The 26,040-nt window shown below is 55.6% G+C and carries 26 protein-coding genes; 9 read left to right on the top strand and 17 right to left on the bottom strand.

Going from position 1 to position 26,040, the window contains the following annotated elements; translation table 11 throughout:
- Positions 1-4: 4 nt before the first annotated feature.
- Positions 5-805 (top strand): aldo/keto reductase, encoded by an 801-nt coding sequence (locus QZ305_RS06335; protein ID WP_294730894.1) that lies wholly within the window; start codon positions 5-7, stop codon positions 803-805.
- Positions 806-1,352: 547 nt separating this feature from the next.
- On the opposite strand, the gene aspS is transcribed toward QZ305_RS06335, so the two are convergent.
- From aspS to rpsU, 5 genes are all read right to left on the bottom strand, one after another.
- Positions 1,353-3,077 carry an aspartate--tRNA ligase gene (aspS, locus tag QZ305_RS06340; protein WP_294730896.1) on the bottom strand — a complete coding sequence of 575 codons (1,725 nt, stop codon included), beginning with the start codon at positions 3,075-3,077 and terminating at the stop codon, positions 1,353-1,355.
- A gap of 4 nt (positions 3,078-3,081) precedes the next feature.
- Positions 3,082-4,425: a histidine--tRNA ligase gene (gene hisS, locus QZ305_RS06345; protein ID WP_294730898.1), complete on the bottom strand. Its 1,344-nt coding sequence runs from the start codon at positions 4,423-4,425 to the stop codon at positions 3,082-3,084.
- A gap of 137 nt (positions 4,426-4,562) precedes the next feature.
- Entirely contained in the window at positions 4,563-5,288 is a 726-nt protein-coding gene (locus tag QZ305_RS06350) for a YebC/PmpR family DNA-binding transcriptional regulator (RefSeq protein WP_294730899.1), read from the bottom strand.
- Positions 5,289-5,338: 50 nt separating this feature from the next.
- Positions 5,339-6,301 carry a PhoH family protein gene (locus QZ305_RS06355; RefSeq protein WP_294730901.1) on the bottom strand — a complete coding sequence of 321 codons (963 nt, stop codon included), beginning with the start codon at positions 6,299-6,301 and terminating at the stop codon, positions 5,339-5,341.
- A gap of 45 nt (positions 6,302-6,346) precedes the next feature.
- Complete coding sequence (gene rpsU, locus QZ305_RS06360; RefSeq protein WP_022355884.1) at positions 6,347-6,526, bottom strand: 30S ribosomal protein S21; 180 nt, start codon at positions 6,524-6,526, stop codon at positions 6,347-6,349.
- 974 nt (positions 6,527-7,500) lie between these two features.
- Between rpsU and QZ305_RS06365 the strand changes: the two genes are divergently transcribed.
- From QZ305_RS06365 to QZ305_RS06375, 3 genes are all read left to right on the top strand, one after another.
- Positions 7,501-7,845 carry a hypothetical protein gene (locus tag QZ305_RS06365; RefSeq protein WP_294730902.1) on the top strand — a complete coding sequence of 115 codons (345 nt, stop codon included), beginning with the start codon at positions 7,501-7,503 and terminating at the stop codon, positions 7,843-7,845.
- A gap of 67 nt (positions 7,846-7,912) precedes the next feature.
- The gene (locus tag QZ305_RS06370) at positions 7,913-8,239 is read left to right on the top strand and encodes a hypothetical protein (RefSeq protein ID WP_294730903.1); all 327 of its coding nucleotides are present in this window, start codon (positions 7,913-7,915) and stop codon (positions 8,237-8,239) included.
- A gap of 101 nt (positions 8,240-8,340) precedes the next feature.
- Complete coding sequence (locus QZ305_RS06375; protein ID WP_294730904.1) at positions 8,341-8,730, top strand: hypothetical protein; 390 nt, start codon at positions 8,341-8,343, stop codon at positions 8,728-8,730.
- Between the two features lie 90 nt (positions 8,731-8,820).
- Here the strand turns inward: QZ305_RS06375 and QZ305_RS06380 are convergent, their stop codons facing one another.
- From QZ305_RS06380 to QZ305_RS06435, 12 genes are all read right to left on the bottom strand, one after another.
- The gene (locus QZ305_RS06380; protein ID WP_294730905.1) at positions 8,821-9,714 is read right to left on the bottom strand and encodes an MBL fold metallo-hydrolase; all 894 of its coding nucleotides are present in this window, start codon (positions 9,712-9,714) and stop codon (positions 8,821-8,823) included.
- Between the two features lie 48 nt (positions 9,715-9,762).
- Positions 9,763-10,392, bottom strand: coding sequence for a helix-turn-helix domain-containing protein (locus QZ305_RS06385; RefSeq protein ID WP_294730906.1), 630 nt, complete (start codon positions 10,390-10,392; stop codon positions 9,763-9,765).
- 207 nt (positions 10,393-10,599) lie between these two features.
- Positions 10,600-12,390, bottom strand: a complete 1,791-nt coding sequence (locus tag QZ305_RS06390; protein ID WP_294730907.1) for a Na/Pi cotransporter family protein — start codon at positions 12,388-12,390, stop codon at positions 10,600-10,602.
- A gap of 158 nt (positions 12,391-12,548) precedes the next feature.
- A complete protein-coding gene (locus QZ305_RS06395; RefSeq protein ID WP_294730908.1) occupies positions 12,549-13,847 on the bottom strand; it encodes an O-acetylhomoserine aminocarboxypropyltransferase/cysteine synthase family protein in 1,299 nt (432 codons plus the stop codon).
- A 582-nt stretch (positions 13,848-14,429) separates the two neighbouring features.
- Complete coding sequence (locus tag QZ305_RS06400) at positions 14,430-14,867, bottom strand: competence protein TfoX (RefSeq protein WP_294730909.1); 438 nt, start codon at positions 14,865-14,867, stop codon at positions 14,430-14,432.
- 2 nt (positions 14,868-14,869) lie between these two features.
- Positions 14,870-15,652 carry a metallophosphoesterase gene (locus QZ305_RS06405; RefSeq protein ID WP_294730910.1) on the bottom strand — a complete coding sequence of 261 codons (783 nt, stop codon included), beginning with the start codon at positions 15,650-15,652 and terminating at the stop codon, positions 14,870-14,872.
- Positions 15,628-17,070 (bottom strand): UDP-N-acetylmuramoyl-L-alanyl-D-glutamate--2,6-diaminopimelate ligase, encoded by a 1,443-nt coding sequence (locus QZ305_RS06410; protein ID WP_294730911.1) that lies wholly within the window; start codon positions 17,068-17,070, stop codon positions 15,628-15,630. The genes QZ305_RS06405 and QZ305_RS06410 overlap by 25 nt, the downstream gene beginning before the upstream one ends.
- Positions 17,071-17,073: 3 nt before the next feature.
- Complete coding sequence (gene mtaB / locus QZ305_RS06415; protein WP_294730912.1) at positions 17,074-18,336, bottom strand: tRNA (N(6)-L-threonylcarbamoyladenosine(37)-C(2))-methylthiotransferase MtaB; 1,263 nt, start codon at positions 18,334-18,336, stop codon at positions 17,074-17,076.
- Entirely contained in the window at positions 18,336-19,070 is a 735-nt protein-coding gene (locus QZ305_RS06420) for a 16S rRNA (uracil(1498)-N(3))-methyltransferase (protein WP_294730913.1), read from the bottom strand. The genes mtaB and QZ305_RS06420 overlap by 1 nt, the downstream gene beginning before the upstream one ends.
- Positions 19,070-19,816 carry a pseudouridine synthase gene (locus tag QZ305_RS06425; protein ID WP_294730914.1) on the bottom strand — a complete coding sequence of 249 codons (747 nt, stop codon included), beginning with the start codon at positions 19,814-19,816 and terminating at the stop codon, positions 19,070-19,072. The genes QZ305_RS06420 and QZ305_RS06425 overlap by 1 nt, the downstream gene beginning before the upstream one ends.
- 198 nt (positions 19,817-20,014) lie before the next feature.
- The gene (gene scpB / locus QZ305_RS06430; RefSeq protein WP_294730915.1) at positions 20,015-20,620 is read right to left on the bottom strand and encodes an SMC-Scp complex subunit ScpB; all 606 of its coding nucleotides are present in this window, start codon (positions 20,618-20,620) and stop codon (positions 20,015-20,017) included.
- Positions 20,617-21,384 (bottom strand): ScpA family protein, encoded by a 768-nt coding sequence (locus QZ305_RS06435; protein WP_294730916.1) that lies wholly within the window; start codon positions 21,382-21,384, stop codon positions 20,617-20,619. Before QZ305_RS06435 ends, scpB begins: the two co-directional genes overlap by 4 nt.
- A 102-nt stretch (positions 21,385-21,486) precedes the next feature.
- On the opposite strand from QZ305_RS06435, the gene QZ305_RS06440 reads away from it, so the two are divergent.
- The 5 genes from QZ305_RS06440 to QZ305_RS06460 all read left to right on the top strand — a co-directional run bounded on the left by QZ305_RS06440 (position 21,487) and on the right by QZ305_RS06460 (position 25,899).
- Positions 21,487-22,209 (top strand): N-acetylmuramoyl-L-alanine amidase, encoded by a 723-nt coding sequence (locus tag QZ305_RS06440; protein ID WP_294730917.1) that lies wholly within the window; start codon positions 21,487-21,489, stop codon positions 22,207-22,209.
- Between the two features lie 65 nt (positions 22,210-22,274).
- Positions 22,275-22,814, top strand: coding sequence for an NUDIX hydrolase (locus QZ305_RS06445; protein ID WP_294730918.1), 540 nt, complete (start codon positions 22,275-22,277; stop codon positions 22,812-22,814).
- Positions 22,815-22,856: 42 nt separating this feature from the next.
- Positions 22,857-24,044: an acetyl-CoA carboxylase biotin carboxylase subunit family protein gene (locus QZ305_RS06450; protein WP_294730919.1), complete on the top strand. Its 1,188-nt coding sequence runs from the start codon at positions 22,857-22,859 to the stop codon at positions 24,042-24,044.
- Positions 24,041-24,796 carry an alpha/beta hydrolase gene (locus QZ305_RS06455; protein WP_294730920.1) on the top strand — a complete coding sequence of 252 codons (756 nt, stop codon included), beginning with the start codon at positions 24,041-24,043 and terminating at the stop codon, positions 24,794-24,796. The genes QZ305_RS06450 and QZ305_RS06455 overlap by 4 nt, the downstream gene beginning before the upstream one ends.
- The gene (locus tag QZ305_RS06460) at positions 24,751-25,899 is read left to right on the top strand and encodes a metallophosphoesterase (RefSeq protein ID WP_294730921.1); all 1,149 of its coding nucleotides are present in this window, start codon (positions 24,751-24,753) and stop codon (positions 25,897-25,899) included. Before QZ305_RS06455 ends, QZ305_RS06460 begins: the two co-directional genes overlap by 46 nt.
- The last annotated feature ends 141 nt before the right edge of the window (positions 25,900-26,040 follow it).

Here is a 26,040-nt window from a genome sequence, read left to right on the forward strand (position 1 = left end):
TTTCATGGTGAAAAGTGAAAGAAAGACTCTCTCCAACGGGGTGACTGTGCCAGCCATCGGGTTCGGCACCTATCTGCTGGACAACGCACAGGCTGCATCCTGCGTGCTGGATGCGATTCAAGATGGATACCGTCTGATTGACGGTGCTTCGTTTTATCACAACGAAACCGGCGTGGGTCAGGGACTTTGTCAGGCGATGGATGAGGGCGCGAAACGCGAAGACCTGTTTGTCACCAGCAAGGTGTGGAAAGACGCCATGGGGTATGAACAGACACTGGAAAGTTTCGAAAAAAGCCTGGCGGATCTGGGACTGGAGTATCTGGATCTGTACCTGATTCACTGGCCCTCCGGGGATCCGGAACTGGACCGCTCCACCTGGCAGGCGCTGATCGACCTGTACAAAGCCGGCAGGGTCCGGGCCATTGGCGTATCCAACTTCATGCCGGAAAACCTGCTGCCGCTGTTTGACATGGAAATCGTTCCCATGGTCAACCAGATCATGGTTCATCCGGGATGGAAGCAGGAAACTGTGACGGATTTCTGCCGGCAGCACGGAATTCAGGTCATGGCCTGGAGCCCTCTGGGGCGGGGCCGGGTGCTGAACAATCATCTGCTCCGGCAGCTGGCACAGGAACACGGAAAATCGCCGGCGCAGATCTGCCTGCGCTGGGAGATCCAGAAAGGATTCATTCCCATTCCCAAATCCGCCAATGCCGCCAGGATCCGGGAAAATCTGGATGTCTTCGATTTTGAACTGACACCGGACCAGATGCAGGCACTGGATTCCCTGCCGCCTATGGAATGAAGACAGACGCAAAACAGGATCTGTACGGGAAAAAGAACACATTCCCGAAAACAGATCCTGTTTTTTTCTTGGCTGCACGCAGACCGGGCGAACCGGAACATAGGGGGCAAAAAAAGGAGAGGACTGGTGAATCCTCTCCGCCTTATTTCGCACAAATACCCAAGAACTGAGATTTTTCCCTGTATCTACAGGTGGGCTGACTGTGTCTGATTTTAGGATCCCGGCAACGTAGTCGGTATTCAACACAAACAGGCAACGTCCGTCTGCCCGTATCTCTTCATGTAGGAAAAACTGTATTATCCTTGGGCACATCCATCATAGTAAATTCGGGTTTGGAATACAAGCCAAATTCTTATGTATTGTAACCGGTATAACATTCAACAATTTCCGGCACCGGATGGACCAGCCGCTGTTCTCCTGTCATGGCCGGCCGGTCCCGCACCGCTGCCTTTGATGCCCTGTCAGGGCGCAGCCCATCGGCATGAACCGGTTCGAAAAAAAGCCTGATTCCGGCAGAACCGGTTTCAGGCCTTGATGCCGCTCTGAATCAGTCAGAGACCACGGCGAGCTTCAGTTCGTCCAGCTGTGCCTGGTCCACAGGTGTGGGGGCTTTGGACATGGGATCGTTGGCAGCGGCGTTTTTCGGGAAGGCAATCACATCCCGGATGGAATCGCTGCCGGTAAGGATCATGGCAATGCGGTCCAGACCGAAGGCCAGTCCACCGTGCGGCGGGGTACCGTACTGGAAGGCATCAATGAAGAAGCCGAACTTTTTGCGGATGTCCTCATCAGACAGTCCCAGGATCTCGAAGATCTGTTTCTGCAGCTTGTTGTCATGGATACGCAGGCTGCCGCCTCCCAGCTCGTACCCGTTGAGGACGATGTCATAGGCGTTGGCTTTCACGGCGCCGGGGTCGGATTCCAGCAGCGGGATATCCTCGGCTTTGGGCTGAGTGAAGGGGTGGTGGCAGGCGGTCCAGCGGTTTTCCTCTTCGCTCCACTCGAACATCGGGAAATCCACGACCCAGAGGAAGGAGAACTCGTCTTTTTTCTTCAGACCCATGATGGACCCCAGTTCGTTCCGCAAAGCACCCAGAGCCGTGACGGTTTTCAGCCAGGGGCCGGAGACGATGAACCAGGCGTCCCCTTCCTGCATGTTTTCCAGCAGGGCGGCTTTTTCTGCATCAGTGAGGAATTTCGCAGCGGAGCCATGGAGCTGGCCGTCCTGGACTTTCAGCACCACCAGACCGGAGCCGCCGTTTTTCTTCACGACTTCGGTGTACTTCTTGATGTCCTTGTTGGACAGATGTTCCAGTCCCTTCACCTGGATGCCCTTGATGGCTTCGGCATCCTTGAAGACAGCAAATTCCGTGCTGGCAAACAGATCCTTCAGATCCTGGAACTCCATGCCGAAGCGGTCATCCGGTTTGTCGGAGCCGTAGGTGTTCATGGCGTCGGTCCAGGTGATCTGGCGCAGGGGCAGCTGCAGATCGAGGCCCTTGACGTCTTTCATGAGCTTCTGCAGCATTTCTTCCATCATGCCCATGATTTCCTGCTCATCCAGGAAGCTGGTTTCCAGATCCACCTGGGTGAAGTCGGTCTGCCGGTCTGCCCGCAGGTCTTCATCCCGGAAGCAGCGGGCGAACTGATAGTACCGTTCCAGGCCGGCGATCATGAGCAGCTGCTTGTACAGCTGGGGTGACTGCGGCAGGGCGTAGAAGCTGCCGGGGTGCACGCGGCTGGGAACGAGATAGTCCCGGGCGCCTTCCGGGGTGCTTTTGCCCAGCATCGGGGTTTCCACTTCAATGAACCCGTGATTGTCCAGATACTCCCGCATGGACCGGACAATGGCGGCGCGTTCCATGAGGCGTTTCTGCATCAGGGGACGGCGCAGGTCCAGGTAGCGGTACTGCATCCGGGTGTCTTCCAGGGCATCGGTCTGATCGGCAATGATCAGCGGGGTGGTGGCGGCACTGTTGACGATGTCGAAGTCCGTGACTTCCACCTCCACATCTCCGGTGGGAAGCTCGGGGTTTTTGCTGGCGCGTTCGCGCACAACGCCCTTTACGTGCAGGATGTATTCGTTGCGGACATCTTTGACCGCATCTTTTTTGTCTTCGTCAAAGACCAGCTGGCAGATCCCCGTCCGGTCCCGCAGGTCAATGAAGCACAGCTGGCCGAAGTTCCGTTTTTTGGATACCCAGCCCACCAGCTCCACAGCCTGGCCGATGTGTTCCGGGCGCAGTGTCCCGTTTTCAATGGTTCGCATCATAGTGTCATTCTCCCCGGCATGCCTCGCACTGGCAGCCTTCTTCGTGTCCTTCATGGTGATGGCCGTGTTCGCCGGCAGCTTCCTGACCGTCCAGGTATTCGATCAGCGCCCCGGCCTGCACGGTTTCCTGGGTCTGGTCGGCCACATTCTTGACGGTGACAGCCTGCTGTTCAAACTCCCGCGTGCCGATGATGAGCACATGCTTTGCATGGGCGCGGTCAGCGGCTTTGAACTGGCCTTTGAATCCCCTGCCCTGGAAATCCATGTCCGCCTGGTAGCCCGCTGCCCGCAGGGCGGTGAGCACTTCGAAGGCGAAGAGTCTGGCCTGCTCGTCCAGGACCATGACATAGCAGTCCACGCCGGCGGCTTCCTGCAGAGAAATGCCTTCTGCCTGCAGGGCGATCAGCAGCCGTTCCAGGCCCAGGGCCCAGCCAATGCCGGACATGCCTTCGGGTCCGCCGAAATACGGAATCAGGTTGTCATAGCGCCCGCCGGCCAGAACAGTGGACTGGGCGCCCATTTCCCGGTTGAGCGACACGATTTCAAATACGGTGTGGGTATAGTAGTCCAGTCCCCGCACCAGGTCTTCTTCCACCTCATAGGGTATCTCCAGACGGTCCAGGATTTCGCAGACGGTCCGGAAGTAGGTCCGGGATTCTTCGTTGAGATAGTCGGACATTTTCGGTGCGTGTTTCATGCAGTCCAGGTCGTGGTCCACTTTGCAGTCCAGGATCCGCAGCGGATTCTGTTCATAACGGCGTTTGCAGTCGCCGCAGAGATCCTGCACATAGGGGGCAAAGTAGTCCTTCAGAGCCTGACGGTAGGCGCTGCGGCTTTCATCGTCTCCCAGGGTGTTCAGCAGAATCCTGATATCGGACAGACCCAGGCTTTTCAGAATGGAGTAAGCCAGGACCATGACTTCCGCATCCGCATAGGGACTTTTGGCGCCCAGGGATTCCACGCCGAACTGATTGAAGATCCGCAGGCGTCCTTTCTGCGGCCGTTCGTGCCGGGCCATGGGACCGAGGTAATACAGCTTGGCGGGCAGGTCCGGACTGGCATACAGTTTGTTTTCCACAAAGCTGCGGACCACGCCGGCAGTGCCCTCCGGGCGGATGGTGAGACTGGTTTTCGATCCGGGCAGGGTGAAGGTGTACATTTCCTTGTTCACCATGTCGCTGGAGTCGTTTTCGCGTTTGAACACATTGGTGTGTTCGAAGATCGGGGTCCGGATTTCCCGGAAATCATACAGGTAACAGAAATCCTTCAGGTGCTGTTCCAGCGCCTGCCAGGCCGGACTGTCATCCGGAAGAAGATCCGCGGTGCCCCGGGGGATCTGATAAGTCATGATGGTTCCTCCTGTCATGTATTGCAAACTGACTGCGGCTGATGGCCGGAGTATGGGCCTCCGGTACAAAAAACGTCCCTGTCAGACAGGGACGGGCGGAAAAGCAGCCGTGCTGACGCTGCCGCTTTCCGGATCGATCAGTTCAGGTTCGATACGTTGTGGTATACGTTCTGGACGTCGTCCACGTCATCCAGCAGGGTCACCAGACGGCGGAACAGCTCCAGGTCTTCTCCCTGCAGTTCCACTTCTTCATTGGGAACCATTTTGGATTCCAGAACTTCGTATTTGACATCCGGGATCAGCCGGTCGATGACTTCCTTGGCATCATCCAGCTGGGTGGGATCCACGGTGACAGTCATGTAGCCGTCTTCGATTTCGATGTCCTTGAGCTCGATGTCGTTTTCAATCATCGCATCCATCATGGCTTCCTCATCTTCATAGGGAATGACAATGACGCCGAGATATTCGTAGCCGAAGGACACGGAACCGCCCACACCCATTTTCGCGTGGGACTTGTTGAAGCAGGCCCGCAGATTGGCGATGGTCCGGTTGGCGTTATCTGTCAGACAGTCGATGATGATGGTGCTGCCGCCGCCGGAGCCGAATCCTTCGTAGCGGGCTTCGCTGTAGGATTCGTCGGCGCTGGATTTCGCCTTGTCAATGGCACGCTTGATGACATCCGCCGGAACGTTGTTGGCTTTGGCCCGTTCGATGGCTTTCTTCAGCGTCTGGTTCATATCGGGGTTGGGGTCGCCGTTCTTGGCTGCCACCAGGATTTCCTTGGAGTAGCGGGAATAGATTTTCGCTTTCTGGTTCGCGGTTTTCTGCATTGCTGCAGCACGGACCTCAAAATGTCTGCCCATTAGTATCTCACCTTTCGCATTCGGTCAATATTTTACACGCAGCCTGTTCTTTATTCAACAGATGCGTAAGCGGCGATGATTTTCGCCACCAGAGGATGGCGGACCACATCGTGTTCCGTCAGCCGGATCACGGAAATGCCTTCCAGATCCTCCAGCAAAGCCGCTGCCTGCACCAGGCCGGAGTCCTGGCGCCGGATCAGATCAATCTGGGTCACGTCTCCGGTGACGATCATCCGGCACTGGCGGCCCATCCGGGTCAGGAACATCTTCATCTGCGCTCTGGTGGCGTTCTGGGCTTCGTCCAGGATCACCACGGCTTTGTTCAGTGTGCGCCCCCGCATGAAGGCCAGGGGTGCAATTTCAATGATGCCCCGTTCCAGATACCGGTCCACGGTTTCCTGACCGAGCATTTCATACAGCGCATCATAGAGCGGTCGCAGGTAGGGATCGACTTTTTCCTTCATGTCACCGGGCAGAAAGCCCAGGGATTCCCCGGCTTCCACCGCCGGACGGGTCAGGATGATCCGCTCGATTTTCTCTTTTTTCAGCTGCTGCACGGCCCAGGCCACAGCCAGATAGGTTTTTCCGGTTCCCGCTGCTCCCACCGCAAAGACAATGTCACTGTCCTCGAACGCCTGGGTCAGGGCTGCCTGCCCGGCTGTCCGGGGATACACCGGACGCCCGGTTTTGGTGTGGGCCACGGGTTTCAGGCTGGCGGCGGAAAAGGCTGCCAGTTTCCCGGCTTTGGCCAGGGTGCACAGATACTTCATATCGGCAGTGGACAGTTCCAGGCGTTCATCAATGATGCCCAGCGCCTTGTTCAGCACCTCCAGAATGGCTTCTTCATCCTCCGGACGAACCTCCAGCACCTTGATCTGATGCCCCCGCAGGACCACCGGAACCCGGAAGGCGGTGGAGAGCACATCCAGATTTTCGTCGTGACTGCCTGCCAGGACCTGCAGCAGGGACATGTCGTAGTCCGTGCAGTCCAGGCTCAGTGTCTTGGTTTCCATATTCTTCCTCTCAAACAAAAAAATCTGCAAAAGCAGATTATTTGTTTATTTTCCTCTACGGGCTTTGCGTGCAGCTTCAGATTTCAGCTTGCGGCGTACTCCCGGCTTCACGTAAAATTCTCTTTTACGAGCCTCGGCAAGGGTGCCGTTGCGGGATACCTGGCGCTTGAACCGGCGCAGGGCGTCATCGAGCTGTTCGTTCTCTTTGACAACAACTTTAGGCATGCAGACAAACCTCCCTTCCCAAGTCATACGTACAGAGTATAGCGCAGACCCTTTATGAATGCAAATGATTTTGATTTTCCCTGCCGATGGAGGCCGGGATTTCGGGCTGAAAAAGGTGTATTCCGGCAGGAACCGACCGAAAAAAAACCAGTTGTGTCTGCTGGAATCCCAGAATATTCAAAGCTGGCCTGCAGTCGCTGGAGGGACGAAAGTGAATCGATACATTTGCATAGCGAAAAAAACCTAAATCTGACATCTTCTGAAACATGCATATTCCGTACAACCGCAGAAGGTGGAGGGGATAAATACGTAAAAAGCTATGGGACAGACCGAAGAATTATTACACCAAATCTTATATGAGCAACCTATACAAGAATATCTCATAACTTCCATGATAAGAATCTGGATAATCAACGTTCTAAAACTGGCTGCAGATGATCCTCTAAAAGCTTACAAATGAGATAAGAATCAGCATTTATTACCAGGTTAAGGGAAAATTGATATTTGTTGACGATGCTCAAGAGTTTACCCTGCCCTTTTTATCACAGCTGTAGAAGTCCACAGCTTTCGGTTTTCCATCGATGATAACTATCGACAATCCGTATAAGGCAGCATTTAACTTCATATAGCTCCCTAGTTCGTTTAGAAGGCTCTCTTATACCTTTGGTTGAGGTAGCTAATTGCAATTTCTTACACAATAGCTTGAAAACGTATCAACTGAGGTGGATTCCGTAATATGTCACATGCATTTTACTATGATGAAACCGCTAAGCTTCGTAAGCTGTTTGTAAATAAAAGAGGTGATGCGATTGTATCCAGTTAGAAAAAGCTGTATTTCAAAAAAGTATCTTCGGCTTCTGATTTCTATGTCCCTGTTCGCTGTTATCTTTATCGGCTGTTCCAGCGAATCAAAACAATCGGAATCTCAGGAAACCAGATCTGAATTGGAATCATCTGAAAGTGATGAATTACTCATGGATCAGGAAACATTGCAAGTGGACAGCTTTGATGATGCGTTGCATGTAGATACTGAGCCTTACCTGCTCTTTATCACAAATGAAAACTGTTATTTTTGCGATATGCTTGATCCGGTCATTGCCCATTACCTTCGGAACTACAATCAGATCCCTTTGCATATCCTTGAAGCAGATGAAGAGATCAAAGATTCTCTCACTGCTTGCTCCGCAAATTCAAAAACCTGCTTGACAGGAACACCCGGATTGCTAGAAGTTGACAATGGTACAGTTAACTGGGCCGTTCAGGGGACAGACCCTGTTAATGACAAACTAAAAGAAATAGCTCTAAGTGACCAGCCATAGCAGATATTCAAACTCTCAAATCAATTAGCTGATACCCGACAATAATTACTAATAACAAGAGGTAAATATGAAAAAAATGGTTAGCGCTTTTCTTGCTCTCCAACTAGCACTGTTTTCAATCCCTGTTATAAACGCACTGCCTGTTGCTGCTGCAGAAAATTACGGAATTGAACCTTATGAATCTGACTGGCCAGATTACAACTACGGAAACTGGCAAGATGTAATTGCTAATCCAACGAAATATGCAAAAGTGGCTACATGTATTGTACAGGCAACAGGTTTAAATCTTACAGACGCAGTGAAATTATTGAGCGGTTCGATTACCTTCTGGGCTGTTGCGGCACAATTCGGTATTAAAATTGCATGGGATTTTACAACCTGTTTATGGGGATAGACACTGAATCTTATCATGTTAGCTATATAGCAACTAGCCCAGTTAGAATGACACACTCATTCATGTAAGAAACTACCATCATATTTAAGTGGAGGCATACCATGAAACATGCATTTCTCTGGCTCATGATCCTGATTGTCCTCACAGTCCTGGTCGTACTGATGATCAACCCGCCGGCAGATATTGCAGGATTTGTCAGCGGCAGGCTGGAAGGCAGTCAGATAAACTGGACTGGTCTGATGGCGCTGATCATTCTGGGACTGTGTCTGATTGCGGCGTATTTCTTTCTGCGGAACCTGCTTCCTTCCATGAAAAACCGCATCTGGATCCCTCTGGGCTGGACCTGGGAGCTGGCTTTTCTGATTCTGTGCTACGGAGGAACCTCTGAGCTGACAGACAAACTGCTCACGCATTTTGCATTTTCCATTGTCATGGGCGTCGGACTCTGGATCATGCTCAAGCAGCAAAGCGATTCCAGTCAGAATCAGTGACTGTCCTGGCCATCATCGGCAGTTACACTACAGAAACGCATCGGACTGCAGAATTCGTATCCGATGCGTTTTTCATTTCTTTTGTCGCAGTCAGCTGAGGCTGATTCCCTGCCTCTTCCACCACATTTTTCCTCCTTCGAACCAGTATTTGGCTTCACCCGCATCCTTCAGATAAGAAAGGAAAGAGCGGACCGTGCTGCCAACGAGTACATACTGCGCTGGATCCAGCCGGATTCCGTATTCATCGCATAAAGCAGCCAGCAGATCTTCAAAGGTGTTCGGTTCTGTCAGAATGTCCCGGACCCGGATCAGCAAAAACTCAGTATGCTGCTGATTGAACAGCGCCAACGCCCTGATGTCTTCTGTCACCGTGGCATGAGCCGGTACAAAGAAAGCCGCCTTCAGATTTCGGATCATGTCCAGCGTTTCCAGATAGGCCTTTACGTCATATATAAAAGGAATCCCGTACTTCTCCAGAGTCTGGCGGGAGCTGAGGCAGTCCGCCAGAAAGACCACATCATCCGGGGTCCGGAAACCGACCATATCGAAGAAATGCCCCGGCTGCCGGATCAGCGACCAGCCGGCAGGAAGATCGGCTTCCGCAAGCTGCCTGCAGTGACTGGGCTGGGCCATGAGAAACTTGTGCTGCAGCTCTTTGAATGGATACCCGCCATAGAGAAAGGAAGGCTCCAGCAGCGGATATTCCGTAAAGGCGCATTCGATGCCCGGGGCATAGATGCTGCAGCCGGTGCGGTCCTGCAGAAAGCGGCAGCCGCCGATGTGATCCGCGTTGGAGTGGGTGATGTAAATGGCTTCCAGCTGCCACCGGTGTCTGTCCAGGATCTGCCGGATTTTCGGTCCGGCTTCTTTGTCACTGCCGGAATCGATGAGTACCACCCGATTGTCTGTCACCTGGACAAGGCCAACTTTTGCGGGAGATTCAATGATCCAGGTATTGCCTTTGATATTCTTCAGTTCGTACATGTCGTTCCCTCCTCTTCTTTGCTTCTTTGCGGATGTCTGCAGATCGTGTCACTGATAGGTGATGACGTTGTAAAAGGAGCATCCGTCTGCTGTCGCATACTGATGGGCTGTATCTGCGCCAAACTGCAGCGCCTGGCGGGAGGTCAGCTGTTCCCTGCATGACCCGACGGTCATGGTCAGATCGCCGGATTCCATCAGAATGTATTCCCGGGTGCCTGGGGCATGTGCCTGAGATGAATGCACGCAGCCGGCATCCAGCGTGACCCGCCAGATTTCGGTTCCGTTGTCCGGATCAAAGGGAAACAGGAGCCAGGCTTTCATCTTCCCGTCTTCCTCTTCGATGGGATCCTGCTGCAGGGAACGAAGCAGGGTCACGGAAGCGGGACGGGTCAGCCGCGACAGCGGCACTTTCAGCCCGGAGGCCAGTTTCCACAGCGTGGTCACGGTGGGAGTGGAGCTGCCCCGTTCGATCTGAGAAAGCATCGGGCGGGAGACGCCGGTCATGACTGCAACCTGTTCCAGAGAAAGATTCCGTTCTGTGCGGATCTGGCGGAGAATGACGCCCGGCTGCGGCTGACTGCCTGGATCCGGCATGAGGGGCTGCGGGTGTGAGGACTGCTGCGGGTTGTTGATCTGGCAAGGCTGTGATCGCGAGTCGTTTGTATGTGATAGTTCCATATTTCATACTATAGCAGAATCCGACGCATTCGAGTACAGGCGGTTTGCCGGAAAGTCATTTTCCCGCAGCGACCTGGGAGCAGCCTTCATTCCCTGGTTTTCTGCCCGGTGCTGCAGGAAAAAACCCGGAAGCCGCTGTATGCAACAGACCGGTTTCCGGGTTGTATGGTGTCGGTTTTTCCTGCTGTCTTCACGAAACCGTCATTCTCAGGCAGACCCTGTCTGAACAGCCGGTTCGTTGATGTTGTACTTCACTTCATACTGAGACAGCAGATCGGCGTATTCGCTCCTGGACTGTTCCTGGTACTTGCGCAGGAACCGGTGAACATTGAAGTCCTGCTCCGCCTGTTTCACCATGTCCAGGGCAATGTTCGCGCAGTGATCCACAATACGCTGCATGTTCACCAGGATCTCGCTCTGGATGAAGCCCATTTCCATGGAACACTTGCCCTCCTGCAGCCGGCGGATGTGGCGTTTCTTGATTTCATCCGCCGACACCGTCACCAGCTCCCGCAGCGGGAACACCCGCCGGATCCGGGACGCATCGTCGCTCAGGAATGCCTCCACTGTCAGATCAATGCTTTCCTCCACTGCGGCGCTCATCACCGCCAGTTCGTCCCGGGCCTCCAGGGAGAAGTTATCCTTCTTCTGATTCACCGACCGGGCCAGCTCCGCGATTTCCAGGGCATAGTCGCCAATGGATTCAAAATCACCGATGGCCTGCAGGCTCTTGGAGATGGAACGGGACTGATCTTCGCTGATGGACATGGACATGATCGCCACCAGGTACTTCCCCAGCTTGTCTTCGTATTTGTTCAGTGTCTTTTCCAGATGCTCCACCTTCCGGTAGCCTTCATCGGAATAGTTTTCCAGCAGACGGATCGCCCGGTGCACATTCTTCCGGGCTTTTTTCGCCATGCCGTCCATGACTTCCATGGCCCGTTCATAAGCCAGTTCCGGGTTCTGCAGCAGCCGGGAATCCAGTTTCTCGAAATCCGGCTGATCTTCCTGTTCCGCGGCGCTCACCGGCAGCAGAAGCATGATCAGCGAGCGGATGCCCCTGACCGCCGGCAGCATCAGCGTCATGGTGATGAACCGGTACAGGGTGTTGGTGGCGGCGATGGTGAAAGGGTCCATGACCATGGCGTTCAGGCCCAGGATCCCTGTCATTTCCAGCGGATAGTAGATCAGTGCCCCCAGCAGCATGCCCAGGATGGAAACCACCAGGTAGGCCAGACTGGTCCGCTGCCCCGCCCGGCTGGAGCCCATGGCTGCCAGCAGTACCGGGAAGGAAGCGCCAATGCCGATGCCCATGACCATGGGAAAGGCCCCCTGAAATGTAATGGCACCGGTGGTGGACAGCGCCTGAATCACACCCACAGCGGCGGAACTGGACTGCAGCACCGCGGCAAAGGCAATGCCGAAAAGCCCCGCCAACAGCGGATTGTTCAGCGCCACCATGGTGTTGATGAACACCGGGTTGGTCCGCAATGGTGCCACGGCTCCGGACATCATGGACATGCCGGCCATCAGCACGGCAAAGCCCAGCAGGATCGCCCCGGTACTCTTGAGCACATCTTTCTTGGCGAACATATGCAGCAGCATGCCGGCCACTGCCACCGCTGCCGTAATCGTGGTGCTGGAGAAATAGGAAGCCCAGCCGGCGCCTTCCACATAGGAAAGAGACACGATCCAGCCGGTAATGCTCGTGCCGATGTTGGCCCCCAGGATCACCGCAATGGCCTGGGTGAATTTCATCATGCCGGAATTCACAAAGCCGATGACCATCACCGTGGCTGCACTGGAGGACTGCACGGCACAGGTGACCGCGGTTCCCAGCAGAAATCCCTTCAGAGGGGTGTTGGTGAGTTTGTACAGGATCATCTCCATTTTGTTTCCGGCCACTTTCTTCAGGCCATCGGACATGGAAGACATTCCGAAGAGGAACAGCGCCACGCCCGTCAGCAGACTGAGGACCATTGAGACATTCTCGTCCATAAGAACTCCTTTTCTTTACTTTCCTTCGGTAAATCTATTTCATTGTTTCATCCAAACGCCGGTCTGACAATAAAAAAAGACGGAAAACACCGCCGGACCGGTTCAGACCGGGCTGGAAGTGTCATCCGTCCTGTATTCTGTACAGACTGAGGGGCGGTTCACGGCCGGTTATCCGGACCGAAAGCCGCCTGGAACCCTTTTTCCAGATCATCCAGGATATCCACGATGTGCTCCGTGCCAATGGAGAGCCGGATCGTGGCTTCGTGAATGCCCTGCTTTTCCAGTTCTTCCTTCGAGAGCTGCGCATGGGTGGTGGTGGCCGGGTGGATCACCAGGGATTTGACATCCGCCACATTGGCCAGCAGGCTGAAGAGCTCCAGTCCGTCAATGAACCGGTGCGCTTCTTTCTGACTTCCTTCGATATCGAAGGTGAAAATCGAGCCACCGCCGTCGGGGAAATACCGCTGATACAGGGCGTGATCCGGGTGATTGGGCAGAGCGGGATGATTCACTCTGGTCACATGCGGATGTCCATCCAGCCACTCCACCACCTTCCGTGCGTTTTCCGCATGACGTTCCAGACGCAGGGACAGTGTCTCGGTCCCCTGCAGCAGCAGGAAGGCATTGAAGGGGGAAATTGCCGCACCGGTGTCCCGGAGAAGGATTGCCCGGATGTACGTGACAAAGGGAGCGGGCAGATCCCCGAAGACCACACCGTGATACGAGGGATTGGGCCGGGAGAAGCGGGGGTAGCGCCCGCTTGTCCAGTCAAAGGTTCCTCCATCCACAATGATGCCACCCAGGGAAGTCCCGTGGCCGCCGATGAATTTTGTCGCAGAATGCACCACAATGTCCGCGCCGTGTTCCAGAGGGCGAAAGAAGTATGGTGTGCCAAAGGTATTGTCTATGATCACAGGGATCCCCCGTTCATGGGCAATCCGGGCAATGGCATCCACATCTGCGATATCGGAATTGGGATTTCCCAGAGTCTCCAGAAACACTGCCCGGGTTTCCGGCCGGATGGCAGCCTGCACCTCATGGAGATCATGGGTGTTCACGAAGGTGGTTTCAATCCCGTAATCCCGCAGGGTGTGCTCCAGCAGGTTGTGACTGCCGCCGTAAATCGTATTCTGCGCGACGATGTGATCGCCGGTCTGGGCGGCTGCCAGGATGACATAGGTGATGGCCGCTGCACCGGAAGCCGTAGCCAGTCCCGCCACACCGCCTTCCAGTGCGGCGATGCGCTTTTCCAGCACATCCTGGGTGGAATTGGTCAGCCGGCCGTAGATGTTGCCGGCATCTGCCAGACCGAACCGGTCCGCTGCATGCTGTGCATCGTGAAAGACATAGGATGTGGTCTGATAGATGGGCACTGCCCGGGCATCTGTGGCGGGATCTGCAGTTTCCTGTCCCACGTGCAGCTGGCGGGTTTCGAATCTGTATTTGTTTTCACTCATGTTCTGTTCCTCCCTGTTTCCGATTGCTGATGAACTGTACGTATCTCTTTGCAGTCAGTCATCACATTCGGCCGAATCGGAAGTTCCGGCGGATCAGCTGTACAAAATCCGGCATCTGCGCCCTCCATTTCCTACCTGTTTTCTAGGTTATAACCATCTTAATGAAAATGGATGTAAGAGTCAATGAAAATAGGTCAGGAGTTTTCAGAAGAGGCATTTTCTGCTGATGGTTCCTCCACGCCATGAGCTTTATGACAGATTGATCACTCTGTGGCAGGAAGCCGCCACCACCGGATCATGGGTGACGATCACAATGGTCTTTCCGCTTTCGTTCAAATGTCTGAGCAAAGCCAGCACCTCATCCCGGTTGCCCGCATCCAGAGCTCCGGGTATCCTTCACCTTTCTTTTTCCTTCATGAAATCCGATGGGCCGATCCTCATGAGCGATAAAAAAGGAAACATCCAATATACGATACGATGCTTCCCTGGTTCACCGATTCACTTTTCCTCTCTTTTACCGGAAAACCGGTCTCCACAGCAGGCTTCACTGCTCCCCGCTGCAGCCGGTCGTCTGCCGTACCATCACTGAACCGCCTTCTTCTTCGGCTTCCGCTTCTTCGGCAGCGGCAGTTCCGGCTCCATGGCCTCCATCAGCCGACGCAGAAATGCCCGGTCTTCCAGATTCTCCACCAGGACCATGGATTTTGCACCTGGATACGGCGGTTCCATGGCCGCCTTTGGCAGCAGTTCAAGGGCAGCCGGCACTGGTTTGACCAGCAGCCGGTTGTCGCAGATATCGCCGCCCAGCCTGCCGCCCCAGTACACAAGATACTCACCCATCATCGGCCGGATGATGACATCCGGTCTGGTGGAAAGCTGTTCTTTCACATACTCCACAAATTCTCTGCTTGAAGACATACGATTCCGTTTCTTTTTCCTTTCTGCCTGTTTCTCTCTGTCAGTCCGGCTGCAGGCCGGAACAGGCACTCTGGCGGCCACCGGCACAGGCAGCCGGTTCATGTTCATGCCTCCTGGTTTCCATCGGCAGGATCTTCAGTATCCGCCGACAGCCGCAGATGGATCACCGGCAGATGCCAGGGATTGCAGATCCTGGGGATCTTCATCCAGTCCCCCAGTCCCCGGGACACAATCAGCCGGGCGCCTTTGACGGTGCTGTACAGCCCCGAGGTGTATTTCGGAAACAGCCTGTGGCCCGGACCTGCCAGTCCCTGCTGTCCGATCCGCCACTGGCCGCCATGCATGTGGCCGGACAGAATCAGACTGGCTGTGCCTGCCGGCAGGCGGTCTGCTTTGTAGGGATCATGGATCAGCAGCAGCCGAAAACGGTCCGTATCCGGCAGTCTCACGTCCTCCGGCCAGGTATCCTCGATGATTCCCGCCACCTGGATTCCCTTCCAGGACAGCACTTCATTTTCCAGCACCCGGACCCCCAGCTCCCGCAGTTCGTTCAGCAGTTCCCGGGTATCCAGCCGGTACAGCTCGTGATTTCCCGTGACATAAAATACCTCCAGATCCGCCTGACGCAGTTCTCTGACCAGGTCGAAAGCCGGATCAGGTACCTGCACACCGTCAAAGAGATCTCCGGTGATCATCACACCGTCCGGATGCAGCTGGATCACAGCCGCTGCCAGGTCCCTGCGGCGGCAGCTGTGCACATCCGACAGGTGGACCAGCGTCAGCATCCTGTCAGTCTTTTCTTCAGAGAAAAGGGCCGCCGGCTGCTGTGCCGGAAGGCCCTGGATCTCAAAGGTTTCAATGTCTATTTTCTCAGGGCTTCGATGCATTCTTTCGCCGCCACATTGTCGCCGATATAGGGACTCCGGCCGTTTTCCCGGTAAATGAAGGGCTCATCCGCCTTGCCCAGGATCAGCACCACATCATCTTTCTTGGCACTGGAAATCGCCTGATTGATCGCCTCGTACCGATCTTCAATGTACAGATTGTTGGTGTTTTTGATGCCTTCCCGGATCTGTGCCGCGATTTCCCGGGGATTTTCATCCCGGGGATCATCCTCTGTCAGGATGATCAGATCGCAGTATTTGTCCGCCAGTTCGCCGAACACCTTCCGCTTGGCCACATCCCGCTTGCCGGCAGAGCCGAAGACCGCGATCACATCCCCGTTCTCCCCGGTAATGGACCGTCCGAACTGGAACATCTGCTCCATGCCATCCGGTGTGTGGGCAAAATCCACGATCACATGGAAATCCTGTCCCGCATCGATCTGCTCCAGCCGGCCCTTGATCTGCGGCAGGTTTTCACAGGCTGGCAGGATCCTGTCAAAGGGCATGCCGGTTTCATGCAGCGCCGCAATGGCAGCCAGCAGATTGTAGATGTTGTAGCGGGCCACCAGGTTGGTCATCACCGGATAGAGCCGGCCCTGGTGCACCAGATTGAAATGAGAGCTGGTGCTGGTCATCTGAATGTCTATGGCACGGTAATCCGCCTCGGAGTCAATGCCATAGGACACCACCCGGGCCTTGCTCAGCCGCTCCAGGTCCTTGTACCGGGGATCATCCATGTTCAGAATGCACACCCCATCCGCCTTGACCTGTTCCTTGAACAGCTTGCTCTTGGCATCGAAATAGTTTTCCATCGTCCCGTGGAAATCCAGATGGTCGTAGGTGAAGTTGGTGAACACCGCGGCGTCAAAGTGGATCGCATCCACCCGGCCCTGTGCCAGACCGTGGCTGGAGACCTCCAGGGCACAGTCCTTCATCCCCGCGGACACCATGTCATTCAGGGTACGCTGCAGAAACAGGGCATCCGGCGTGGTGAGATCGGGCATCAGGTGCTGATCGCCGTAATCAATGCCAATGGTGCCGATGTACCCTGTGGGTTCCTGGGTGTTCATGATCGCCCTAATGATGTTGGCCACGGAACTCTTTCCATTGGTCCCGGTGATGCCAAACATGCGCATCTTGTCGCTGGGTTTCTGATAAAACAGTCTGGCGCACTGATTCATCGCCGCATTCACATCCTGCACCCGCACATAGATCGCCCCCGGACGCTTTTCCTTCAGATCACGGGAATACACGATGCACACAGCGCCCTTGTCCAGGGCATCATCAATGAAATCATGTCCGTCGTAGGTCAGCCCCGGCAGACAGAAATACACATCACCGGGCTTGACCTTCCGGGAATCGAAACACAGCCCGGTGACGTTGGTCGTGGGTGCGTTTTTGAACAGTTTAGACAGACGCATGATTCATACCTCCATGATATAGCCGTCCTGGGACAGCTGCAGCTTGCCTGTAATGCGGCCTTCCAGCGGATGATCCGAATGGATCTTCACCGGGTGATACTGTCTGGTATATCCCGTATACACCCCGTTTTCCTCCTGCTCCACCAGCACCGTCTCTTCATCGAACCGGGCCATGTCCTGCATCCGCAGCTCGCGGGACAGCGCCAGCAGCCTTGCAGCCCGCTCTTTCTGAATGGTGCCGTTGACAGCCGGTCCCATCCGGCTGGCTTTGGTCCCCTTTCGCTCGGAATACGGAAATACATGCAGGAAGGAAAACCGCATCCGGCGCAGCGTGGCCATCATCTCTTCGAATTCCTCATCCGTTTCCCGGACAAACCCGCAGATCACATCCGTACTCACGCTGATATCCGGCACCGCCGCCCGTATTGCTTCCAGCCGTTCTTCAAACTCCGCCACGGTATACGGCCGGTTCATCCGTTCCAGCACCGCATCGCTGCCGGACTGCACCGGAATGTGCAGATGCGGCATCATCCGGGGCTCCGTGGCCAGCAGCCGGATCAGATCATCGGTGACCTCCGTGATCTCGATGCTGGAAATCCGGAAAGTCACATCCCGGGTCACCTGCAGCATTTCCCGCAGCAAAGCCGCCAGATCTTCGCCGTTTTCTCCCTGCCAGCGCCCGGTATGGATGCCCGTCAGCACAATTTCCCGGTGTCCCGCAGCCTCCAGCTCCTGCACCAGCGTCAGAGCCTCCGGCATGGAAATGGACCGTTCTCTGCCCCGGGCAAAGGGAATCGCGCAATAGGAACAGAACTGATTGCAGCCGTCCTGGACCTTCAGAAACGCCCGGTGCCGGCCTTCGAACCGGGCAATGGGCATCGACTCAAACCCCGCCCCTTCTTCATGAGAAGTCAGATCCCGGGACCGGTCATCCTGCAGCATCTCCTGCACCCGGGCAGCCAGCTCGTTTTTGTGCCTGGCACCGATGATCAGATCTGCCTGCAGCTTCTGCTTCTCTTCTTCTTCCGCTGTCTGGGCATAGCAGCCCACCACCACGATCCGCGCACGGGGATTGTGCTTTCTGGCCCGGTGGATCATCTGCCGGGACTTTGCCGCTGCGGTGTTTGTCACCGTGCAGGTGTTGATGATGCACACATCCACGTCCTGGTCCGCTTCCTCGAACCCCAGTTCCTCCAGCTTCCGGGCATAATAGCGGGATTCATAGGCATTGACCTTGCATCCCAGCGTGGTAATGGAAAACCGCATCAGGCTTCCTCCTGGCCGGCTTTTGCTGCCGGTACATGACTCTGGTATTCACAGCAGGACAGGACATACAGCGCCGCCGTCTCCGCCCGGAGAATCCGGTTTCCCAGCGTGCAGGGTGCAAATCCGTTCTCCTCCAGCCACAGCGCTTCCGAAACCTCGAAACCGCCCTCCGGCCCGATGCAGCAGGTCACACTGGCCGGATCAGCCTGAAGGTAATGTGCCAGGTGATGACTCTGCTCTTTTTCGTACGCCACCAGATTCAGATCCGACTTGTACTGCACCAGATCCTGCAGCCTTGACACCGGCGCCAGTTCCACCAGATCCGTCCGGTTGCACTGCCGGCAGGCACCTGTCAGAATCTGATTCCAGCGCTCCATCTTCCGCAGCGCCCGCTTGTCATCCAGCTGAATGATGGAATGCCGGCTGACAAAGGGCACGATCCGGGTCACACCCAGCTCCGCAGCCTTCTGCAGCATCCACTCGAATTTATCCGACTTGATCAGCGCCGTGCACAGAGTGATCTCCTGCCGCCGGGCCTCTGTCTGCTCCTTGCCGAACAGCCACAGAAAGGGCTTTTCCTGGACATGGCCCAGCCAGACCTCTCCGTTGGCCACCACGCGCACCGTTTCCCGGGGTGTCGTGCGCAGCACATCAAAGAGATGATGCGCCTGGTCGGGATCCAGCATGATCCGGGAGTCCAGCGCACAGGGACCCGGTGCAAAGACCTGCTTCATCAGCGCTCTTCTCCTTCACGCCTCTGCTCCCCTTCGGCAGCCAGCCGCAGCAGCTCCCTGATTTCATGCCGCTTCAGGACCCGGTATTCCCCGGGCTTCATCCCCTCGGCACTCAGCGGCCCGAAAGACTTCCGGTTCAACTTCCGCACCTCATGCCCCAGAGCCTCCATCATGTTCTTGACCTGGTGATTCTTTCCTTCGCTGATCGTCAGCTCCAGAATCATCCGGTCTCTGGTGTAGTCCTTCTGAAGGATCCGGACCTTCGCCGGCTGATAGCTCTCATCCCGGGTCTTGAGCCCGGTCTTCAGCCGCTGAATATCTTCCGGCGTCAGCATCCCCTGCAGGTTGATGGTGTAAGTTTTCGGAACGTGGTAACGGGGGTGAATCATCCGGTTCGTGAACTCCCCGTCATTGGTCAGCAGCAGGATGCCACTGGTATCGAAATCCAGCCGGCCCACCGGGTAGATCCGTTTGTCCTTCGGCAGATAGTCCAGCACGGTTTTGCGCTCCTTGTCGTCGCTCACGCTGCAAATCGTGCCTTTCGGTTTGTTCATCAGATAATACACTTTGTCTTCCTTGTCCAGGACCTTTCCGTTGACCTCGATGGCATCCGACCCGCTGACTTTGGTCCCCGGCTCCGTTACCACCTTGCCATTGACCCGGACCCGGCCCCTGGCAATCAGCGCCTCCGCCTTCCGCCTGGAGCAGACCCCTGCCTGGGCAATCACTTTCTGCAGTCGTTCCATGATTCGTACTTCCTTTCCAGTTCACCGCCGGTCATGACCGGCACGCTCTTGTGCGCATTTCTTGATTCAGATTTATCTGTACTCTTCCATTATGCACCTGTTTTCCCGGTGCCGATGCAGCCAGGCTGCTGCCGGGGTATGACGAGTCTTCAGGTTCTCCGGGCTTCATGCTTCCGGAGCCGTACCGCTGCTGCCCGGCTAGCTGTCCCGGCTGGCACTCTGTTCTTCCTGACTGGCCAGTGGCTGCACATCCTCGAACAGGGTGGCAGGTTCCTGCGGTTCAGACAGTTCCGGCAGAGACTGCAGGGTGTCCAGGCTGAAGGCATCCAGAAACGTGTCCGTGACCTTGTACAGCAGAGGTCTGCCCACCGCATCCAGCCGGTCCCTGGCTTCGATGAAGCCTCTGGCCAGCAGTTTTTTCAGAATGGTATCGCAGGCCACGCCCCGGATCTCCTCGATCTGGACCCGGGTGATGGGCTGTCTGTAGGCAATCACCGCCAGGGTTTCCAGAGCAGCCGGGGAAAGAGAGGCAGGCCGGACTTCCCGGAACAGTTCCCGGGCATAGGGAAAGACCTCTGCCCTGGCCACAAACCGCCACCGGCCTGCCAGTTCCACCAGATCAATGCCCCGGTCTGCGCAGTCTTCCTTCAGCCGGCAAAGACCCGTCTCCAGTTCCTCGCGGGTATACTCCGGCAGACCGGCCTGCAGCTGCCAGAGATCCAGTCCCTCTTCTCCCGCAAGAAAAAGCAGTCCCTCCAGGATCTTCAGTCCCTGGGGACTCACCGCGGTTTCCGTTTCTGTCATGCACTCATCCCTTCCGTCTGTTGAACCATCCTGTCATCACATGCAGCCTGATTCTGCATTTCGATGGCGATGTCATCTCCCTGCTGGCGGGCTTGTGCCAGGCCTTCATGCAGAAGGTCCAGCAGCGCCAGAAAGGTCACCACGACCATGTGCAGATCCGTGCAGTCGCTGCACAGTTCCCACAGCGTGCTGCGGCTGCCGGGTGCCAGACGCTGCAGGATCTGCTGGCGCCTGGCGGATGCAGACAGTTCTCTGGTCTCCACTCTGGTCTGGTGAGGCACCAGCACGGCATAGCGCCGCAGCACCCGTTCCATGGCCCTGGCCAGTTCGTCGCCGGTGCCGGACCATGGTTCCTCCACCGGTGCACTCCACTCCCGGATCCGTGGATCCGCCGGCCGGCTCAGCAGCAGCGAGCGTTCCTCAAACCGCCGGGACAGCATCTGCCCTGCTTCCTTGTACGCCTGGTATTCCAGCAGCCGTCTGACAAGCTCTTCCCGGTGGTCTTCTTCATAATTGTCTTCCTGTTCTTCTGTCTGGCGGGGCAGCAGCATCCGGCTTTTGTACTCCACCAGCACCGCCAGCTCCTCCAGGTACTCGCTGGCGATTTCCAGATGCAGATCCGCCATGCTTTTGAGATACAGAATATACTGATCCGCCAGTTCCGCCATGTTCAGGTTGTGAAGATCCAGCTTGTGCTGTCTCACCAGATGCAGCATCAGATCCAGCGGTCCTTCAAATTCATTCAGTGTAACCAAAAATTCCATGCATTCACCTTCGGGAATTATACCATAGAAGAGAACATGTACCCATGAGACTGTGATATACTGATAGGACTTCCGGAATTTCGGGAAAGGGGGTCTGCCGGGATGAAAAAAGCCGCAATCTATCTGCTGCTGGGTCTGTTTGCCCTGCTGGTGCTCCATCCCGGACTGGACAGTTCCTTCTCCAGACCGGACGTCCGTGTCCCCGCTGTCAGCGAGAACGGGTCCACCACCAACGAAGACGCCACGCTGACCACCAGCCAGTCCCACGCTGTGATCGCCATAGACGCCGGCCATGGCGGCACCGATTACGGCTATGCCTCGGATACCACCATACCGGAAAAGGACATCAATCTGGATCTGGCCCAGGCTGTTGGCCGGAAGCTGGCTGCTGCGGGCTATCAGGTGATTTACACCAGAGAGTCGGACGATGTGCCGGACTTCGACACCGAAGCCGCCGCCAGTCAGGACCGGATCAGCCGCATGAAACAGCAGGGGGCCCAGTACCTGGTCTCCGTGCAGCTCTCCAGCAGTCCCGATCCCCTGGACCGGGGGTTTGCGGTATTCACGCAGCCTTCCGATCAGCTGGAGGCGCTGGGAAAAGCCGCCGGTCAGGCAGTGTCTTCCATCAACCTGTCCAGCTTTGAGGGCGTTGATTCCGATCACTACTCGAACTTTCCCATTCTCATGGACCGGGAACTCCCCAGCATTCTGCTGGAGCTGGGCTATATCACCAATCCGGATGACTATGCCAAGCTCACCGACACCAGCTATCAGGACCGGATCGGGGAAGCGGTTGCAGAAGCCTTTCTGAAAGTTGTCAACTAAGTCCGCAGGGACTTTTTTATTTATCTTTTCCGGTATGGTAAAATCGTTTCCAAAGGGAAAAGGAAATGAAAAAAGAAACACTGTACAAAGGAAACATCTTCACGCTGAACCGCGAACGGCTCCATGACCACGACTGGGAAATCATCCGCCATCCCGGCGGTGTCGGGGTGCAGGTTGTCCGGGACGGAAAAATGCTCTTCGTCCGGCAGTACCGTCCTGCAGTCAATGCCTGCACACTGGAAATACCCGCCGGCAAGCTGGAATACGGTGAAGATCCTCTGACCTGCGGTCTGCGGGAACTCAACGAAGAAACCGGACTGACGTGCAGTTCCATGACCCTGATCCAGAAATTCTGGTCCACGCCCGGGTTCTGCGACGAAATGCTCTACATCTATCAGGCTCATGATCCCGAACCGGCTCTTCACCGGCTGGATCCGGATCCGGATGAAGATCTGGAGCTTGTCTGGCTGGATCTGCCGGAGGCCCTGGCCATGGCACAGCGAAACGAGATCTGCGACGGAAAGACGCTGATTGCTGTGTATCTGGCTGTTCTGGAACACACAGGCGGCTGCCGGTTTTCGGATACCGGTGCTGCCGGAGAGTAAGCAAATCCGAAAAGAAAGAAAGAAAAGCGAGAAAGAGAATACATGAATTTTCTGTTCATCAGTCCCAACTATCCGGAAAGCTTCTGGATGTTCTGCCGGGGACTCAAACGGCAGAATGCCAGAGTGCTGGCTGTGGTGGATCAGCCCTATGATTCACTGAAGCCGGAACTCAAGGCGCATATCGACGAGTGCTTCGTCGTCAAAAGCTTCCACGACTACGGAGAAGTGCTGAAAGCCGTGGGCTACTTCACCTGGAAATACGGCAAAATCGACTGGATCGAATCCAACAACGAAGCCTGGCTCACACTGGATGCCCGGCTCCGGGATGATTTCAATGTGAAAACCGGCTTCAGCCTGGAACAGATCACGGAATTCCAGTCGAAATCCGCCATGAAAAAATACTATGAAAAAGCCGGCGTTCCTGTCTCCCGCTGGTGTCTGCCTGCCACGCTGGAAGAAGCGAAGGCCTTCGCCGCCGAAGTGGGGTATCCGGTTGTGCTCAAACCCGATCACGGAGTGGGCGCATCCTTCACCTACAAGATTCTGGACGAAGCCCAGCTTGCCGACTGCTTCAGTCAGACCAGGGATCTGCACATGATTCTTGAAGAGTACATTGATGCGGATGTGATCACACTGGATGGCATCACGGATCAGAACGGACAGATCCGGTTCCTGGGCAGCATGGAGTATGTGGGCAACTGCATGGATTCCGTGCAGCAGCACGATTCCATCGGCACCTACTATACCTTTGATGTATCGCCGGAATACCGCGAGACAGCTCAGCGGGTGGCGGATGCATTCGGCATCCGGAGCCGGTTCTTCCACGGAGAATACTTCCGCCTGCGGCAGGACAAGCCGGGACTCGGTCACAAGGGCATGCTCATGGGCCTGGAAGTGAATTTCCGGCCGCCAGGAGGATTCGCGCCTGATCTGCTGAACTACTCCAATGACATGGACATCTATGATCTCTGGGCTCAGGTGATCACCGGCAAGGATACGGCAGTCTCCTCGAAACTGAAGTTTTCCGCCGGATTCGCCGGGCGGCGCAACGGGGTCCCCTACCGCTATTCCGTGAATGAAATCGAAGATATGTTCCGTCCGGAACTGCTGAACACCGAATATCTGCCACCTGCCTTTGCCGCAGCCATGGGAGATGTGACAATCAAAGCCCGCTTCACCTCCATGGAGCGGCGGCAGGAGTTTTTCCTGAAGGCTTTTGAACGGCAATGATCCTGAAATTCGAAGTCTTCATGGAAAAGCTTCAGTGTGACCGCATGATCCACATGTACCTGCCGGATGATTATCTGACCTCCGGGCAGACCTATCCGGTCCTGTACATGTTTGACGGCCACAATCTGTTTTTTGATGAAGACGCCACCTTCGGCCGCTCCTGGCGGCTGGAGGACGAAATCCGCAATGCCGGCGCAGACCTTATTGTGGTGGGACAGGAATGCTCCCATGAAGGCAATGCCAGGCTCGATGAATATGGCCCCTTTCCCTTTTATGATGCCCAGTTCGGCTATTTCAGCGGCAAAGGACAGGAAACCATGGATTTCTTCATCAATGACCTGAAGCCCTATATCGATGCCCACTTCCCCACCAGACCCAGCCGCCGCTGGACCTGGATCGGCGGAAGCAGCTGCGGGGGTCTTATGGCCCTGTATGCAGCCTATTGTCATTCGGATGTCTATTCCCGGTCTCTGGTGATTTCACCCTATATTCTGCCTGTGCTCAGCACGCTGCTGGCGGATGTTTCCGCTGCGAAAGTCCAGCTCCCTTCGCGTATGTACATGTCATGGGGCGCCCATGAGGGATCAGGCATGCATGCATTCATCGAGGAAACTGCCGCCTGCACCACACTGGCCAATATACTCATGAACAAAGGAATGACCGTCCGTTTCCATGTAAAACCCCAGGGGGAACATACAGAGGAATCATGGCAGTCGGAAGCCGGAGACTTCCTCCGGTTCCTGCTGCAATGAACCGCTCGGTGGTCGTTCGCCGGCTGCCGGTTCTGGACCGTCCGGGTGCGCGGGAAATCGTCATTTCCGATATTCACGGTACGCTGTCTCTGTACCGCCGGCTGCTGGCAGAATGCGGTTACCGCCATGGGACTGACCGGCTGATTCTGGCGGGTGATCTGGTGGAAAAAGGACCGGAAAATCTCGCTCTGCTGCGGTATGTGATGGAACAGGTGAAAACCGGAGATGTATGGTGTCTGATGGGCAACTGCGATTTCACAGCAAAAAACGTCCTGTTTTCCTACCGGCTGTCCTTTCTGAAATCCGTGATCACCTCCAGACAGTCTCTGATCATGGAAATGGCGGATTCACTGGGAATCAGTCCGGAAACCATGGACATGGATGCTTTCTGTCAGCAGCTGCGGCAGGCGTATCTGCCGGAACTCTCGTTTCTCGCGGATCTGCCCCATGTGCTGGTATCTCCAGAACGGATTTACGCCCATGCGGCAATCATGAACGAAACGGATTTCGGATCGGATTTCCGGGAGGTCATGACCACCCCCTTCTTCCTGCACACGGATCAATCTTTTTCCAGACCGGTCATCGTGGGTCATATGCCGGTCTCGGAATACCGCAGCCGGACCATTGATTTCCAGCCGGTGTTCGATCCCGCCCGGAATATCTGGTCCATAGACGGCGGCAATGTGGTCAAGCGTTCCGGACAGCTGAATGCCCTCCTGTTTCAGGAAGGAACTGTGACCACAGCCTCTGTGGATGCGCTGCCCCGGACCACTGTCATCCAAAGCTGCAGACCCGGTGTTCAGATTCCGTTTGCGATGAGCTGGAATCACCGGGAGATCACCATCGAAGACCATGCCGGTTCACAGACGCTGGTGCATTCCCTGTGGCTGCGCCGGTCTTTCTGGGTCCCGGATGCGTTTCTGGAATCCGGCAATGTCAGTGAATACACCAATTACCGGATGCCGGTGGAACAGGGGGAGCAGGTCTCTGTGGTTCTGATCTGTCAGGACCAGGCTCTGATCAAGAAACACAGCGTCCTGGGCTGGGTGGAGACTGCCTGTCTGGATATGACCGGATCCGGTTCCTGGGACACTGCTTCCTGAGGCAGCCGCTGCCCGCAGCCATGCCTGCCACACACAAGACGCAAAAGGGCATCCGCCATCTGATCAAATGATCCTGGCGGATGCCCTTTTTTTGTGTGCCCGGCATGGCACATATCTGGGTGGTGAAAGTCCACTATGGGA

The sequence above is a fragment of the uncultured Faecalibaculum sp. genome, assembly GCF_910588395.1.
Taxonomy (GTDB): Bacteria; Bacillota_I; Bacilli_A; order Erysipelotrichales; family Erysipelotrichaceae; genus Faecalibaculum.